The sequence below is a fragment of the Flavobacterium longum genome (genome assembly GCF_965137575.1).
GTDB classification, from domain to species: Bacteria; Bacteroidota; Bacteroidia; order Flavobacteriales; family Flavobacteriaceae; genus Flavobacterium; species Flavobacterium longum.
The window spans coordinates 29,317-44,565 of sequence record NZ_CBCRZJ010000008.1 but is presented as its reverse complement, the minus strand read 5'-3'; the positions used below and the strand labels follow the sequence as shown (position 1 = coordinate 44,565).

Sequence of the window (15,249 nt, the reverse complement as noted above, 5' to 3'; positions counted from 1 at the left end):
CTTAGAATTTAAAATTATACGTCACCGACGGCACGATCCCGAAAATAGACAAACGGATGGCTTCATTGGAACCTGTCGTTTCGTTCTGGCGGAACGTGATCGACGCCGCATTTTTACGCGAATACAGGTTGTAAATGCTGAACACCCATTCGCCCTGCCAGCCTTTTTTCTTGTCGGGTTTGGGCGTGTAGGTGGCCGCCACGTCCAAATGGTGGTACGCCGGCAAACGGTCGGCATTGCGCGCGCCGTATATCGGGATGGTCACGCCTTGGTATTGGTATTGGCCTTCCGGATATGTCACGGGCTGGCCGCTTTGCAACACGAAATTGCCGCTGAAACTCCATTTCGGGTTCCACGTATAGGCCGCGGTGACCGACAGATTGTGGAGTTTGTCGTAACCCGAACGGTACCACTCGCCGTCGTTGATGCCGGTTTCCAAGGCGTTTCGCCCCGGCGTGCGCTGTTCAGATTTAGACAGCGTGTAGGAAACCCAGCCGGTGAGCTTTCCGGTGTTTTTTCTAACGAGCAATTCCAAACCGTACGAACGCATCTCGCCGTTGAGGATGACTTGTTCGATGGCTTCGTTGGCGATGAGGTCGGCGCCGTCAATGTAATCGATGCGGTTCTTGACCTTTCGGAAAAATGCTTCGGTCTCGATGGAATATTCGTCTTCCTTCAGGTTCTGGAAATACCCTACGGCCACCTGATCGAGCAGTTGCGGCTTGATGTAGCGGTCGCTCGGCGTCCAGACATCCAATGGCGTGGGCGATGCGGTGTTGGATATCAATTGTAAATACTGTACCATGCGGTTGTAGCTGGCCTTAACCGAACGGTTGTCGTCGATCGTGTAGGAAGCGGCGAACCGCGGTTCGAGGTTGTTGAAGCTTTCCATGACTTCGTTATTGCCGTAATGCTCCGAGGCAATGGGCGTGGCTTTCTCGTAAATCTGCAGTTCCTGGTTGAACACGACCGGATTGTTGTCTTCATACAGGTTCACCGTTGAATTCCCCAAACGGTAAAACAAACTATAACGCAATCCGTACGAAAGCGACAGCGACGGCGAGATTTTGTGCTCGACATCCACGTAACCCGCGGGCTCAAAGGCGTATTTCTTTTCGAGCTGTCTGTAATTAATGCCGGATTCGGCGGACGACGGCTCGATCGTGCCCGGATTGAATTCATAATACAAACCGTTCACGCCGTAATTCAGCTTGATTTTGTCGCCGATATAATGCTTGAAATCGTATTTGAGGTTGTAATTCTTGATGCCGGAATTCCAGAGGAAACCCAGCAGGTTCAGGTTTAAGCCATAGTAATAGTCGGAATAGATCGCCGAGAGGTTCGAGAAAAGCTTGTCCGAATACAAATGGTTCCAGCGCACGTTGAGCGTGGCGTTTCCGTAGGTATTGATGAAACTCTCGTTGATGTTGAACACGTCGCGCCCGAAATAACCCGAGAGATACAAATTGTTGTTTGCGTTGAGTTTGTAGCTGAGCTTGGTGTTGAGGTCATAGAAATACGCCGAGTTGTTGTTGTCGGTCACTTTCAGGAACAAATGCGCATAAGACGCGCGGCCCGCGAACAGGAACGAACCTTTGTCTTTCACGATCGGACCTTCAGCCAGTAGCCGACTGGAAATCAAACCAATGCCGCCATTCATGCTGAACTTGTTGCTGTTGCCGTCTTTCTGATAGATGTCGAGCACCGAGGAAACGCGCCCGCCGAACCGCGACGGAATGCCGCCTTTGTAGAGTTTTACGTCCTTGATCGCGTCGTTGTTGAATACCGAAAAGAAGCCGAACACGTGCGAAGAATTGTAAATGGTGGCTTCGTCCAGCAAAATCAGGTTTTGGTCTGCACCGCCGCCGCGCACGTTGAACCCGGATTGTCCTTCGCCCGCATTGGTCACACCGGGCAAGGTCAACAGCGCTTTCAGGACATCGACTTCACCCAAGGCTACGGGTATTTTCTTGATGGCCGCCGCGCTGAGTTTGTGCGCGCTCATTTCCGGCTTTCGGGTATTGGTCGCGGTTTTCTCGGTAACGATGACTTCGTCGAGTTGCTGTCCGGTTTCGGTCAGCAGGAAATCTTTCTTGATGTCGGCCGACAAAGACAACGTTTGGGAAATGGTTTCATACCCGATGTAGCTCACTTCCAGCTGGTAGTCGCCTTTAGGGAGCGTGAGCGAGAAAAACCCGTACTCATTGGTGGTTGTTCCAATTTTCTTGTCTGGGAAATAAAGGTTGACGCCAATCAGGGTTTCGTTCGTTCGGGCGTCGCGCACCGTGCCGCTGAAGGTGAATTTCTCCTGGCTGTAACCATGGAATGCCAAGGCCAGAAAGAGCCAGGCGAGGATTTTTTGTGTCATTGGATGATGATTGATGGCCGTAAGGCATTGCAAAAGTAGCGGTTACTTCGGCGTTTGAAGTTAATTTTTAGTTAACACTTCCGCCGCCCAAATTCACCATCACCGGTCTAAAACTGCGCCGCCAAATCTTCCTTGGTTTCTATCTTTTCGACTTTCCGTAGCGTGATATAACCCTGGCCGCTTTCCATTGTTTTCCGGAATTCCTCGGCACTGACGATGTATGAATCGTTGCCGGCAAAAGCCAGTAAGGTGTTCTCCGATTTTGGGCTGTACGCAAAATGGAACGGCGAATAGTCAAACGAACCGTCGTAACGCAAAATGCCATTGATGCGGCTGTCCACGAGGTAAATGAACGTTGGCCGGACTTTCTTTCCCTCTTGGTCGCGGTAGGTCACATCCACGATGACCGGCTGTTGCAACCGCGCAATCTGGTCGCAATTGTAAATGCCGAGGTCCGAGATTTTAAGTGATTGTGTCAGGGCTTTCGCGTTGTTTCGCATCTGGACTGCCTGCTGTTGTAGCCTGGCACGCTCGGCACATTCCCGGCTGATGGTCAGCTCGGTGTATCGTTCGGCCATCTGCTTTTTGTTCTTGTCGAAATACTGGAACCAAGCGTCTGTGCTCATAGAGATTTCCTTGGCGGACATGTAGGTACGGTTCATTTTCCAGAAGCATTCCATTTCGTCGAGGTTCTTTACGTAACTGTCGGTGTATTTGCCCTGTTTCAGCAGTTCTATTTTCTCGCGCGCATCGGCCAGTTCCTTTTCGGCCTGTATTTTCGTGTCGGTCAATCGTTGGATTTTTTTCTTTTGGATGCCGACGGCCATATTCAATCCGGCGATGAACTTTTCCTTCGAATTGCCCTGAAGGTTTTGATTTTTCATGCCAAGCGGAGACAGCGCCAGCGTTTCAGTCGAGTCTTTCAGGACGATTTTGTAGCGGTCATTTCCCAAGATCGAAATCGTACACGAATCCCATTTTTTAGTGAAAAGGTATTCGGGCAGCGCCGCATCTTCGGCGGTCCATTCGGTACTGGCGAATTCCGGAATTTTGATGTTGTTGGGCGCTTTGTAATTGACGATGAAGCGCGGTTTACCGTCTGCCGGCGCCAATTTAGACACCGAAAAACTTGGCGTCAGTCGCTCGATGTATCCGGGAAGTTTGGCCAACCTGCGGCTGCGCGCCTTGACCACGCGCTCAAAAACGACGATGGCTTGTTTGGGTTTCATGTAGCCCGCATGGGTTCCGGTGTCTACCCAAACCGGTTCGTCTTCTTTGCGGTCGCGCACAAGGGTTGAATCGCGTTTCTTTTGATAATCGAGATAATATTGGTAAACCGAACGTTCCATTTCGGCCAGTTTCATTCCTTTTTGGCGGATGTAACCTAGCGAAAGGCAAGGATCGAGCGAACATGGATAGTTTAAGTTGTTTGCGTCGACCAGGTCGATGCGGCTTACCGTAAATATTTTTGGAGCACTATCAAGCGGTTTCGGCCTGGGCAGTTCGGTCCATTGCCGCGAGATGCTGTCGTAACGGTAAAAGTTCATGTCGGGCACATTGTCGGTAATCGGGAATTCAAAATCGATTTCCTGGCCTTTCCCCAGATGGACTTGTTGCCCGTTCTGATACGCCAAAATCTTGAACATGCCGCCCGAATGGAACGTGCCGCCGCCGTGATCCATCGCGATATTGCTCAAGATAAAGTCAATCGGGTCGCGGTATTCGATGTATTTCAACTCGACTCTTCCGGTAACGGTGCGGCCGTCTTTGTCCACGAATGCCGATTTCGGAATGGTGATTTTCGTGCCCGATGGATACGTCAGGACTTCGGGGTTTTCGGCATCGATGGTGAAGGTCGTCATCCCGCGCTTGAAGCCGCCGATGTGGTTCACTTTGCCGTTGCCGATGGTTGTGGAATTCCCGGTTTCCGGAAGGCTTCTATTATCGATCGTTTTCGCGACTGTTTTTTCGGGCTTGGACACTTTCACGATGACGCGCCGGTTTTTCGCCTTGCCCGCATCGGTGTCGTTGCTCGCTACCGGATGTACTTCTCCGCGCCCGGAAGTCACGATGTTCCGCTCGTCGAATCCATTGCGTCCGAATACCGATGCGATGGTTTGCGCGCGCTTGTCGGACAACACAGCATTGTACGCCAAATCGCCCACGTTGTCAGTATGCCCGGCGATGGCCATCGTCAGGTTTTGGCGGTCGTCAAACGATTGGATGAATTGGTCGAGCTTGTGGGATTCCGACGCCGTTAGCTCAAAAGAGTCGGTTTGGAAATGCAGTTCAAGCTCGCGGGTTTGGGCCGTTGCGAAGGCCGTGAAGAAACACAACAGCCAGAATGTTTTGGTCATCTTGATGGTTTTGTTCGATGTTAACGAAAATCGGGTCGCGTTTATTGGATTAGAAACCAAGTTGTTTCATTTGTGCATTGGCGAGTTGACGGCCGAGGAAATTGATTTTGACCGTATCCGAAACCAGCGCAACCCAAAATCCTTCTGCATTTTTCAGGATGTAGAAGTCTGAACTCGGCGTCTTATCCAACCCGCAGCCCGGACGGTGTCCGGTTGTCACGGCGAGCCATTCGAAACCTTGGCTACCGATGATTTTGCTGTGGCCGCTATAAACCGCATTTTTATCGATGATGAAATAGTGCATTGCCTTGGCCGATGCCGCGTCAATCCCGTCGATGATGTCCAGTTGTTGGCCGCGCAGGTAACGATACACGTGGTTTTTGTCTTTGTAGAAACCGCCGAGGCGTTCAAAAGTTTCGGCGTCGGCGCCGGTGTCTTTTCCGTCGCAATAGATTTTGCCGTCGTGTTTGTAGAGTTTGTAATCAAACAGGTTTGCGTATGCAGGGTCAATTTGCGCCACGTCGAGTTGGTTGTTGCGGGCCAATTGAACTTGCTCGCGCGTCAGTTTGTAGTGCTTTTTATCCCACGGATCGTAGGCTTGCAAATCGTAGATGATGTAACGCGAATTCACGGTAATGAACGTGTTTTCGGGCGAAACCGGTTGTCCGTACGTAAACGGGAATTTTACGTTGTCCACGGTTTTTGTCTTTTCATTGTACTGTTGCTGATAAACCCCGTTCTTGTCATAACAGAAATCGGAATGTGGCAGCATGCCGAAGGTTTTCGCATCGAGATTGGCCTGCAGATACTGCGTTCCGGCGTATACTTTTTTTCCGTCTGTAAAATACGCCCGGTTCACTTGATCCCAAACCTTGATGCGGCTGAGGTCCAATCCCGGAACTACGCACTTTTCCCTTTGCCAGTACAAGTGGTTTTTGTCTTTTGCGTAATGGCGCGACAATCCCACAAGTGTGGCCGCGTCCATGTGAGGTTGTTCCTGAAGTTGCAGATTGACTACGTATTTCGACGTCTTGAAGAAATTGCAGTTTACTGGCTTTAGGTTTTCGCCTTTATACGTGGCGATTTTCCCTGCGATATAGACGTGGTTTTTGTCGAAGATGATTTGTTCGATGGGTTCGCTGGCCGATGTTGCATCGGAACCTTCGATTTTCTGCGTGCCGAAATACAGGAAGTTTTTGTCCTTGAAATAATAGTCGGTTGACGAATAAGCCGACCGGAATGTCGCGACATCGATATCAGCCTTCACGATGTGGTCGTTGTCAAAAATATGGCGGTGGTTTTTCCAGAGCGTATGCCGCGGCGCGTAATAATCGTCGGTCCTGATCTGGCCGACAATCTTAAACCCGGCGGTGTCGGGCGTTACTAGTTTCCCTTTGAAATAAATGCCGTTTTTGTCGAGCGCGAAAAAATCGGCATCGTATTCCTTGGACCGCCGGAACGTGGCAAGGTCTGCCTTTATCCGCACTAAATTTTCACCGTCTTGGTAAATGACGCTGTTCGCATTGACGATGTACAGCGGGCGGTCTGTGGAAATCCGGGTCGGAAACGTTAGGCTGGCATCGGTTTCGGGCGCGATTACGGAAACGGATTGTGCACAGGCCGCAGCCGATAGTAAAGTGAGAAACAGGAAAAATCTTTTCATGCCCGTGGGTTACGCCTTACAAGAATAGGAAAAAAGACAAAAGGTTGGGAACGGGGCAAAAAAAAGACAGCCGGTTGACTGTCTTCTTTCCTTTTATAATTAAAACAAAATCAAGATAATTTCTTGTCGAGGTTCTCTTTGATGGCGGCGAGGAAATCTTCGGTGTTCAAGTAATCTGCCGACGTCAATCCTTCCGGCTTCACGAGCATGGCCAAATCCTTGGTCATTTTTCCGCTTTCCACCGTGTCGATACACACTTGCTCCAACGTGTTGCAGAACTTGATCAATTCCGGGTTGTTGTCCAGCTTGCCGCGGTGTTCGAGGCCGCGCGTCCAGGCAAAAATCGAAGCGATCGGGTTGGTTGAAGTCGCCTTTCCTTTTTGGTGTTCGCGGTAATGACGCGTAACAGTGCCGTGTGCCGCTTCGGCTTCAACGGTTTTGCCGTCTGGCGTTACGAGTACCGAAGTCATCAATCCGAGCGAGCCGAAACCTTGCGCGACAGTGTCCGATTGTACGTCGCCATCGTAGTTTTTACAGGCCCAGACGAATCCGCCGTTCCATTTCATGGCCGAAGCCACCATGTCGTCGATGAGTCGGTGTTCGTACACCATGCCGTGCTTCTCAAAATCGGCCTTATAATGCTGGTCATAGACTTCCTGGAAAATATCCTTGAAACGACCGTCGTATGCCTTCAAAATGGTGTTCTTGGTAGACAGATAAAGCGGCCATTTCTTGGTGAGCGCCATCTGGAAAGACGAGTGCGCGAAGCCGTAAATGCTTTCGTCGGTGTTGTACATGGACATCGCCACGCCGTCGCCTTTAAAGTTATAGACTTCCCAAGTCGTGGTTTCGCCGGCTTCATTGGTGAACGACATGGTCAATTTGCCTTTGCCCTTGATGACTTTATCGGTGGCTTTGTATTGGTCGCCGAAGGCATGACGCCCGATGACGATGGGTTTGGTCCAGCCCTGTACGTAACGCGGCACGTTGCTCATGATGATCGGCTCGCGGAACACGGTGCCGCCCACGATGTTGCGGATGGTGCCGTTGGGTGATTTCCACATTTCAGAAAGATTGAATTCCTGTACGCGGGCTTCGTCTGGCGTAATCGTGGCGCATTTGATGCCGACGTTGTATTTCTTGATGGCTTCCGCCGAATCGATCGTTACTTGATCTTTGGTGGCTTCGCGGTGTTCAATGCCGAGGTCGTAGTATTTGATGTCGAGGTCAAGGTAGGGAAGGATGAGTTGGTCTTTGATGAATTTCCAGATGATCCTTGTCATTTCATCGCCATCCAGTTCAACTACCGGATTGGCCACTTTGATTTTTGCCATATCAGAAAAGGGTTTTTTAAATGCGACACAAATATAAGAAAACGTTTGCGTAAATCGGGCGCGTTGGCTGGCCGGATTTCAGGATTGCCCGAGAAATTGAGGAATTGTCATTTTAGCGTTTCCAAACCAAAAAATCGATAATTTTTGGGTAAAAAAAATCCCGATACGTTAATATCGGGATTATATCGCAAAGCAAAAAGACTACATCCTTTTGTCTTTGATTTTCGCCTTCTTGCCGGTAAGTTCCCTGAAGTAGAAAATACGGGCGCGACGAACGTGTCCTTTTTTGTTGATCTCGATTTTCTGCAACGCTGGCAAGTTCACCGGGAAGATACGCTCAACCCCAACTGAACCAGACATTTTGCGGATCGTAAAGGTTTCAGTGCTGCCTGAACCCCTGCGTTGGATAACGGTTCCTTTAAAGAACTGTGTCCTTGTTTTTTCACCTTCCTTGATTTCGTAGTACACCGTGATGGTATCGCCGGCGCCGAATTCAGGGAATTCTTTTTTTGTCGTGAATTCGTTTTGTACGAATTTCATCAAATCTGCCATGACTTATGGTATTTAAAGTTTGAACCAGCGCAACATTCACGATTTTCGTCAGAGGTTGGGCCAATGTGGGCGCAAATTTAATCAATAATTAATAATTAANAATGAATAATGAAAAAAAAAACTTATCTATAAATGCATGACATTCAGTCGATTATTAATTATTCATTATTAATTATTCATTAAGTAAGTCTGGCCGCCGCGCTTTCGTGTGCTCATAAGCCATGTCTTCGCGCCACTTGTCGATTTTGGCGGCGTGGCCCGAAAGCAAGACGTCGGGCACTTTCCAGCCTTTGTATTCGGCGGGGCGCGTGTACACCGGCGGTGCGAGCAGGTTGTCCTGGAAAGAATCCGTCAGGGCAGAGGTTTCGTCGGACAAAACGCCCGGAATCAGCCTGATCAAGGCGTCGCTCAATACGAGCGCACCAAGTTCACCACCGCTCAGGACGTAGTCGCCGATGGAAATTTCCTTAGTGATGAATTGGTCGCGCACGCGTTGGTCAACACCTTTATAGTGCCCGCACAGGATAATGATATTCTGGTAAGACGACATCCTGTTGGCCATCTGCTGGTTGAGCGTTTCCCCGTCTGGCGTCATGTAGATGATTTCGTCGTAGTCGCGTTCGCTTTTTAACTTCGTGATACAGTCGTCGATGGGTTGGATCATCATCACCATACCCGCGCCGCCGCCAAATTGGTAATCGTCCACGCTTTTCTGTTTGTTGAGCGTATAGTCGCGCAGGTTGTGGAAATGCACTTCCACCAGGCCTTTGTCGATGGCGCGTTTCAGGATGGACGCCTCGAAAGGGCTGCGAAGCAATTCGGGCAATACGGTAATGATGTCGATTCTCATTGCGCAAAAATACGAACTTTATCGCCATTACCGGCGCTGTGGCAACTGTTGTACGGCTGATTTTCGCCCGGCATAGTCCAGGAAGAAAAACGTCCGGTCCTGGTAATCGGTCATGCGCCACAGGCCTTTGTAAATGAAGTCGCTGTCCAGGTCGCGCGTGCCGCCGAACGGAAGCAGGGGTTTTCCGTCGCGGTTGACTATCCCGATCTTGCGGTCTTTCGAGAGTTGGTAATTGCCGTCCTTGTATTCGGGTTGGTAATCGTATTCAAAAGGAATGATGACTTTTTCGCTGAGGTCGATCATGCCCCATTTGCCTTTCTTTTTGGCAAGCAGCACTGAGCGGTCTGGGCTTTTGAGGAAGTAATCGTACGTGGGTTCGATGATGGTCTTGAACTCATTGTCCACGATGCCATAATGTTGGCCGACCTGCACGAAATGGAACCGGTTGGGTTGGTTCGCATAGCCATTGAACACCGGCGTCATGGTACGGCTGTCAGAAAATAGCAGGCTTTCGGGCAAAACCATGTCGTATGTGAAATCGCTCCAGATCTTACCCGAGAAATCCAGCACACCGAGTTTTCCGTTCTTTCGCGCAACAATAATCGTAAAAGGCAGGTCGTGGTCTTCGGGCACGGTCATTTCGTCGTGTTCGAATGGTGCGAGGGTTTTCCCGTCCTTGCCCATCAATCCGTATTTGCCGTTGACCGAAAGAATCATGCCGTTGGCGCCGAGGTAGCTGTATTTGTCGAACGAAAGGTCGGACAGTTTCTTGCCGTTTTCCCCGTACATCGTATATTTTTTGTCGGCATACGCACTGTATCCGGCCGAGGTCAACCCGATGTATTCGTACTGCAACGGAATTGTCACCGCCCCGATGCTGTCCATGACGCCCCATTTCTTGTCTTTCTTCACCTGAAAATAACCTTTGAAACCGTATTTGATTTCTTCATACTCGAATGGGATGACGAGCTTTTTCTGACGGACATGATACAATCCGGTCTTGCCATTGGCATCTTTGAAGACTACGGCATCCACCAAATTCTGGACGACGGTGCCCAAGTTCGGGACAACAGATTCTTTTCGGGAATACGCGTCGTAAAGCGAGTAGGTTTTTCCATCTGGCGACAGCACTTTGTCTGGGCGGCGGTCATATTGTGGCTGTTGCTCTTCGTATTCGGGTTTGGCCTCTACGCGCTTGCCTTTGAGGTTCATCGTGTATTCTTCGCCTTCTTCGGTCACTTCAACGAGTGAATCCTTGGTGCGGTAGTACAAGTATTTGTGAACCGACGGAATCAGTACTTTTCCTGTTCTCGTAATCATGCCGTATTTCCCGTTTTCCTTGACGGTATAATGCGCCGGGTAGGCGAACAGGTTGGGTGTAATGCCACGGTTCAGCCCTACGATTTCGTCGTAAATGGGTTTGGTGATTTCCTTGCCAGTGTGGTCTATGATGCCGAACTTTCCGTCTTTGACGTATTCGGCGTAAATCAATACCGGCTTTTTCCAGACCGTATCAAAGGCCGAAACCACGTCATAACCACGGGATTTAATGATTTTATCCAGGCTGTTGTCGGTCACTTCGCCGCGACCATTCAGCGGGAAAGTTTTCTGGGCGTAACCCGGTACGGCCAACAAAAAAGCGATAGCCAGCGTCAAATTTCTCATGCCCAAATATAGCATTTCACGCCGGATATTGCTAAGCGCAAGGGTTAACGTGCGTTCAGCACTTTACGCAAGGCCGGGTAATTGGTCTTGATTTTTTTTGTCGGCGGTGTTTTGGCCACCAAGTGCGCTTCGTCGCACTCGAAACAAAGTTTGGCCAACCCGGTCAACTTCTTATGGGATCGGAACACCAAAATATCCGTGTACATGGGCGCGCACAATTTGCTGACGGGTTTAAACGACGCCGACAGGAAAGGTTCGTCCAGCTCAAACGCCTGTAACAACTTGTCGTGGTATTTTGGGTCAAAGGTTTTTTTAGTGAAATAAGGCGTGGCATCCAGTTCTGCGACAAAAGCAGAATCTTCAATGTGTCGCGGATCTTTGTGGTGGATGATTTCGGTCAGGCGCCGCTCATCCATCGAAATATTTTCGCTGGTGAAGATGTTCTCTAAGTCTTTTTCGGGCAGGTTCAACTGGTAGTGGTCCACTTGGTCCACACGTCCGAAAACCTGATGTTGGTCTGGGGCTTTTGCGTCATAACAGGAAAAACAAAGCGCTGCGCCGAGCAACGGGATGAATCTCACAGGCATAATAGTTTCAGTTTATTGTTGTTGTCTGCAAATATATCTGAAATTCATCTCGGTGCAAGTTTTTGTCGTCGATTCGTACAAAAAAACCGATATAATTTCAAGATGTAATGCTTACCTTTGCCGTCAACTAAAAACGTACCCATGGAAAACGGAATTTACGCCAAGATCACCACCGGAAAAGGATCGATCCTGATCAAACTTACCCACGATAAAACTCCTGGAACCGTCGGCAATTTTGTCGCGCTGGCCGAAGGAAACCTCGAAAATTCGGCACGGCCGCAGGGCAAGCCTTTTTACGATGGATTGAAATTCCACCGTGTCATTCCGGATTTCATGATCCAAGGCGGCTGTCCGCAGGGTTCAGGAACGGGCGGTCCGGGCTACAAGTTCGACGATGAATTCCACATTGACCTGCGCCACGATACGCCGGGTGTACTTTCGATGGCCAATTCCGGCCCCGGAAGCAACGGCTCGCAATTTTTCATCACACACGTCGCCACGCCTTGGCTCGACGACAAACACACCGTTTTCGGCCATGTGGTGGAAGGCCAATCCGTAGTGGATTCGATTTCACAAGGCGACATCATTGAAAGCATCGACATCATCCGCGAAGGCGACGATGCCAAGAAATGGAACGCCGTGGAAGCCTTCCGTACTTTTGAAGGTTCACGCGCCAAACGCGAAGCCGAAGCCCGCGCACAAGCCGACGCCGCACTCGAGAAACTGGCCGCCGGATTCGAGAAGACCGACAGTGGCCTGCGTTACCAGTTCATCCAGAAAGGCAACGGGCAGAAGGCCGAGAAAGGCAAGACCGTATCGGTGCATTACCAAGGTGCGCTGGACAACGGTAAAGTGTTCGACAGCTCCTACACCCGCAAACGTCCCATTGAATTCAAGCTCGGCATCGGTCAGGTCATTGAAGGCTGGGACGAAGGCATTGCACTGTTACAGGTGGGCGACAAGGCGCGTTTTGTAATCCCATCGTATCTGGGTTACGGCGAATACGGTGCGGGCGGTGTCATTCCACCCAATGCGACGCTTGTGTTCGACGTAGAATTGATGGACGTCAAATAATTTTAGCTTTAACAGTTTTGCTATATTTGGCCATCGTTAATGATTGGCCATGTGGCGATTGCTGAAAAAACTGACCGTATTTTTTTGCTTACTCTTTCTGTTCGATGCGCTTTTGGTGTGTTTGGGCGGAGAGTTTTTGCCTACATCGGTAACCAAACCATTTGTGCGTTACCGGCGTTGTGGCGGCGGCCATTTGTTTTCCAGACTGAAAGAAGCGAGAAATGTAAAAGATGTAGATGTTCTTGTTCTTGGCACCTCGCACGCGTATCGCGGTTACGATACCCGGATTTTTGCACAGGCGGGTTATCGGACGTTCAACTTCGGTTCCAGTATCCAAACCGCTTTGCAGACAGAATTGTTGTTGGAGCGATACCTGGACAGCATCCGGCCGAAACGCGTTATTTTTGACGTTAATCCCTTGATATTTGGTAACGACGGATCAGAATCTGCTGCCGATGTGATTTCCAATGACCGAATTGACTGGCGCACGGTGGAAATGGCCGTCAAGGTGAATAAGTTTAAAGTGTACAACACCTTGCTTTTTGGCATCTACCGTCAGCTGACAGGTTTCAACAGTCATATCGAAGAATCTCGGGTATTTGCACATGATCATTATATTCCGGGAGGTTTTGTGGAAACCAGATTGGATCGTAACCGCTCGCCCCGTAAACGGCTACAGCCCGCAGCCTATAAATTCTCGGAAAATCAATTGGAGGCGTTTGACCGCATTCTAAAAATGCTCAAGGACCGGAAGATTCCATTCGTATTGGCGCAGGCACCGATCGCAGAGGTGTTGTACAGGTCGAAAACCAATAATGCCTATGTGGATAGCTTGATTTCCGCAAAAGGCCGTTACTATAACTTTAATGGAAAACTTCAATTGGATTACACCTTGGATTTTTTCGACAACGATCATTTAAGCCAGCGCGGTGTCGAAAAATTCAATGCCGCGCTCATCGCCACATTGAAAGCAGATGGCTTCCTCGCGCCACAAAACCTAACAGTCAAATCGAATCACTAATGAAGAAAATAGTAGTAATATACGCAGTATCTTTACTCGCAGTCGCTTGCGGGGCACCCAAAGTCGTAGCGATGCAGCCCAACGATCCGGTCGTCCCGCAAATGCCGTCGCCACCAAAAGAGACCAACACAGCCATGATTGCGCAGGGCAAAGGGCTTTTCGAAGACAACTGCGCGAAATGCCACAAGCTGTTCAAGCCTACAGATTTCAACCAACGGGAATGGGGTCCGATTTTAACCAGCATGCAACGCAAGGCAGAACTGGACAACGATCAAATGGATTTGGTGCGCGACTACGTGTTTTCGTCCGCTACGCCATAATTACTTTTTCCATTTGATGCCGCACCCGATACTGGGTTTCTGCGGCGCCGCAAGGCTTCGGTTGTAGAGCAATGCATCTATCGCACCGCGTAGGTCTGAGCCGCTTAGCGGAATATTGTTGCCCGGCCGAGAATCGTCCAGCTGGCCGCGATAGAATAGCTTGTCATCGGTATCGAACAGATAGAAATCCGGGGTGCAGGCCGCGTCGAACGCTTTGGCCGTTTCCTGCGTGTCGTCGAATAAATACGGAAATGACATTTTGTAATGCAGCGCGAAGTCTGCCATGAGTTCCGGCCCGTCCTGCGGATATTGCGCCACATCGTTGCTCGAAATCGCGACAAACCCAATGCCTTGTACACGGTAGTCGTTCGCAATCCGGATGATTTCTTCCATGACATGCACCACAAACGGGCAATGGTTGCAGATGAACATCACCAGCGTGCCTTTCGGGCCTTTTAAATCCTCAAACGCATAATGCGAATTCGAGTTCGTATCCTTTAACCGGAATTGCGGTGCACGCGTGCCGAGCGGCAACATGTTGGATGGTGTAAGCGCCATAATCAGGGAATGAGTTTTCAAAAATAGCGAATCGGATGGAAATTTTGCGTGAAGGATTTTGTGTGTGTAACCGATGCATGTAATTTAGATGCAAACAATATTTTATGGATTTGACCTGGAATGACTTTGAACGTGTCGAGATGCGCGTGGGCACCATAACCGCCGTATCCGATTTTCCCGAAGCGAGAAAACCCGCGTACCAGCTCACTATCGATTTTGGCCCCGCCATCGGTCCGCGGAAATCATCGGCGCAAATAACGGCGCACTACGGCAAGGAAGATCTGATAGGAAGGCAAATCGTGGCCGTGGTCAATTTCCCGAAGAAACAGGTTGGGCCGTTCATGAGCGAGTGTCTGGTACTCGGCGCAGTGGAAACCGATGGCGCAGTGGTATTGCTACATCCCGGCCAACCCGTGGAAAATGGCTTGCGGATAGCGTAGGCGTTATTAATTATTCATTATTAATTAAAAAAAGCCGCGATAGCGGCTTTTTTTAAATATCGTCAAATTCCAGGTTCGTGAAACTCGCGTTTGCGTTGGATTCCTCGCGGTCTTCCGGGTAAAACTCGCGCTTGAAATCTTTCTGGTGGCGTTCAGAGATCACTTCTTCGCCTTTATGGTCGAGTACATACTGCGTCATCTCGTCCAGGATTTCGGTGAAGGCGGCGAAATCTTCCTTATAAAGGTAAATTTTGTGTTTCTTGAAATGGAATGAACCGTCGTCTTCGGTGAATTTTTTACTTTCGGTTATCGTGATGTAATAATCGTCGGCTTTGGTTGCCCTGACATCGAAGAAATACGTTCGTCTTCCGGCCCGCAATACCCTGGAAAAGATTTCCTCCTTTTCCAACATGTCATTCTCTCTCATATTTTTTTAGTCGGTTAAAGTAATTTTTTCCTT

The 15,249-nt window shown here is 49.6% G+C and carries 14 protein-coding genes; 4 read left to right on the top strand and 10 right to left on the bottom strand.

Translation table 11 applies throughout. The annotated features are described in order from the left end of the window. Position 1: 1 nt before the first annotated feature. The 8 genes from ACM9J1_RS13025 to ACM9J1_RS12990 form a co-directional block, all read right to left on the bottom strand. On the bottom strand, positions 2–2,368 hold the full coding sequence (locus tag ACM9J1_RS13025; protein WP_415582506.1) for a TonB-dependent receptor: 2,367 nt from the start codon (positions 2,366–2,368) through the stop codon (positions 2–4). Positions 2,369–2,475: 107 nt separating this feature from the next. Next, complete coding sequence (locus ACM9J1_RS13020; RefSeq protein ID WP_415582505.1) at positions 2,476–4,725, bottom strand: OmpA family protein; 2,250 nt, start codon at positions 4,723–4,725, stop codon at positions 2,476–2,478. Positions 4,726–4,774: 49 nt separating this feature from the next. Then, entirely contained in the window at positions 4,775–6,388 is a 1,614-nt protein-coding gene (locus ACM9J1_RS13015) for a DKNYY domain-containing protein (RefSeq protein ID WP_415582504.1), read from the bottom strand. A 110-nt stretch (positions 6,389–6,498) separates the two neighbouring features. After that, on the bottom strand, positions 6,499–7,722 hold the full coding sequence (locus tag ACM9J1_RS13010) for an NADP-dependent isocitrate dehydrogenase (RefSeq protein ID WP_415582503.1): 1,224 nt from the start codon (positions 7,720–7,722) through the stop codon (positions 6,499–6,501). A gap of 201 nt (positions 7,723–7,923) precedes the next feature. After that, positions 7,924–8,274 (bottom strand): 50S ribosomal protein L19, encoded by a 351-nt coding sequence (gene rplS / locus ACM9J1_RS13005; protein ID WP_415582502.1) that lies wholly within the window; start codon positions 8,272–8,274, stop codon positions 7,924–7,926. Between the two features lie 172 nt (positions 8,275–8,446). Beyond that, on the bottom strand, positions 8,447–9,124 hold the full coding sequence (trmD, locus tag ACM9J1_RS13000) for a tRNA (guanosine(37)-N1)-methyltransferase TrmD (protein WP_415582501.1): 678 nt from the start codon (positions 9,122–9,124) through the stop codon (positions 8,447–8,449). Positions 9,125–9,151: 27 nt separating this feature from the next. Further along, the gene (locus tag ACM9J1_RS12995) at positions 9,152–10,789 is read right to left on the bottom strand and encodes a WG repeat-containing protein (protein WP_415582500.1); all 1,638 of its coding nucleotides are present in this window, start codon (positions 10,787–10,789) and stop codon (positions 9,152–9,154) included. A gap of 44 nt (positions 10,790–10,833) precedes the next feature. Continuing rightward, positions 10,834–11,376, bottom strand: coding sequence for a hypothetical protein (locus tag ACM9J1_RS12990; protein ID WP_415582499.1), 543 nt, complete (start codon positions 11,374–11,376; stop codon positions 10,834–10,836). Between the two features lie 141 nt (positions 11,377–11,517). On the opposite strand from ACM9J1_RS12990, the gene ACM9J1_RS12985 reads away from it, so the two are divergent. From ACM9J1_RS12985 to ACM9J1_RS12975, 3 genes are read left to right on the top strand one after another with little or no spacing between them, the layout of a single operon-like run. Beyond that, positions 11,518–12,450, top strand: coding sequence for a peptidylprolyl isomerase (locus ACM9J1_RS12985; protein ID WP_415582498.1), 933 nt, complete (start codon positions 11,518–11,520; stop codon positions 12,448–12,450). 49 nt (positions 12,451–12,499) lie between these two features. Beyond that, positions 12,500–13,471 carry a hypothetical protein gene (locus tag ACM9J1_RS12980; protein ID WP_415582497.1) on the top strand — a complete coding sequence of 324 codons (972 nt, stop codon included), beginning with the start codon at positions 12,500–12,502 and terminating at the stop codon, positions 13,469–13,471. Then, positions 13,471–13,791: a cytochrome c gene (locus tag ACM9J1_RS12975; protein WP_415582496.1), complete on the top strand. Its 321-nt coding sequence runs from the start codon at positions 13,471–13,473 to the stop codon at positions 13,789–13,791. The genes ACM9J1_RS12980 and ACM9J1_RS12975 overlap by 1 nt, the downstream gene beginning before the upstream one ends. Here the strand turns inward: ACM9J1_RS12975 and ACM9J1_RS12970 are convergent, their stop codons facing one another. After that, on the bottom strand, positions 13,792–14,349 hold the full coding sequence (locus tag ACM9J1_RS12970) for a thioredoxin family protein (protein WP_415582626.1): 558 nt from the start codon (positions 14,347–14,349) through the stop codon (positions 13,792–13,794). Between the two features lie 104 nt (positions 14,350–14,453). Between ACM9J1_RS12970 and ACM9J1_RS12965 the strand changes: the two genes are divergently transcribed. Continuing rightward, positions 14,454–14,789: a tRNA-binding protein gene (locus ACM9J1_RS12965; protein ID WP_415582495.1), complete on the top strand. Its 336-nt coding sequence runs from the start codon at positions 14,454–14,456 to the stop codon at positions 14,787–14,789. Positions 14,790–14,841: 52 nt separating this feature from the next. Here the strand turns inward: ACM9J1_RS12965 and ACM9J1_RS12960 are convergent, their stop codons facing one another. Further along, on the bottom strand, positions 14,842–15,216 hold the full coding sequence (locus ACM9J1_RS12960; protein ID WP_415582494.1) for a PUR family DNA/RNA-binding protein: 375 nt from the start codon (positions 15,214–15,216) through the stop codon (positions 14,842–14,844). Between the last annotated feature and the right edge of the window lie 33 nt (positions 15,217–15,249).

Excerpts from the sequence above, each read along its gene's own strand:
- ACM9J1_RS13025 (WP_415582506.1), bottom strand. The coding sequence starts at position 2,368 with ATGACACAAAAAATCCTCGCCTGGCTCTTTCTGGCCTTGGCATTCCAT.
- ACM9J1_RS13020 (WP_415582505.1), bottom strand. The coding sequence starts at position 4,725 with ATGACCAAAACATTCTGGCTGTTGTGTTTCTTCACGGCCTTCGCAACG.
- ACM9J1_RS13015 (WP_415582504.1), bottom strand. The coding sequence starts at position 6,388 with ATGAAAAGATTTTTCCTGTTTCTCACTTTACTATCGGCTGCGGCCTGT.
- ACM9J1_RS13010 (WP_415582503.1), bottom strand. The coding sequence starts at position 7,722 with ATGGCAAAAATCAAAGTGGCCAATCCGGTAGTTGAACTGGATGGCGAT.
- rplS (WP_415582502.1), bottom strand. The coding sequence starts at position 8,274 with ATGGCAGATTTGATGAAATTCGTACAAAACGAATTCACGACAAAAAAA.
- trmD (WP_415582501.1), bottom strand. The coding sequence starts at position 9,124 with ATGAGAATCGACATCATTACCGTATTGCCCGAATTGCTTCGCAGCCCT.
- ACM9J1_RS12995 (WP_415582500.1), bottom strand. The coding sequence starts at position 10,789 with ATGAGAAATTTGACGCTGGCTATCGCTTTTTTGTTGGCCGTACCGGGT.
- ACM9J1_RS12990 (WP_415582499.1), bottom strand. The coding sequence starts at position 11,376 with ATGCCTGTGAGATTCATCCCGTTGCTCGGCGCAGCGCTTTGTTTTTCC.
- ACM9J1_RS12985 (WP_415582498.1), top strand. The coding sequence starts at position 11,518 with ATGGAAAACGGAATTTACGCCAAGATCACCACCGGAAAAGGATCGATC.
- ACM9J1_RS12980 (WP_415582497.1), top strand. The coding sequence starts at position 12,500 with ATGTGGCGATTGCTGAAAAAACTGACCGTATTTTTTTGCTTACTCTTT.
- ACM9J1_RS12975 (WP_415582496.1), top strand. The coding sequence starts at position 13,471 with ATGAAGAAAATAGTAGTAATATACGCAGTATCTTTACTCGCAGTCGCT.
- ACM9J1_RS12970 (WP_415582626.1), bottom strand. The coding sequence starts at position 14,349 with ATGGCGCTTACACCATCCAACATGTTGCCGCTCGGCACGCGTGCACCG.
- ACM9J1_RS12965 (WP_415582495.1), top strand. The coding sequence starts at position 14,454 with ATGGATTTGACCTGGAATGACTTTGAACGTGTCGAGATGCGCGTGGGC.
- ACM9J1_RS12960 (WP_415582494.1), bottom strand. The coding sequence starts at position 15,216 with ATGAGAGAGAATGACATGTTGGAAAAGGAGGAAATCTTTTCCAGGGTA.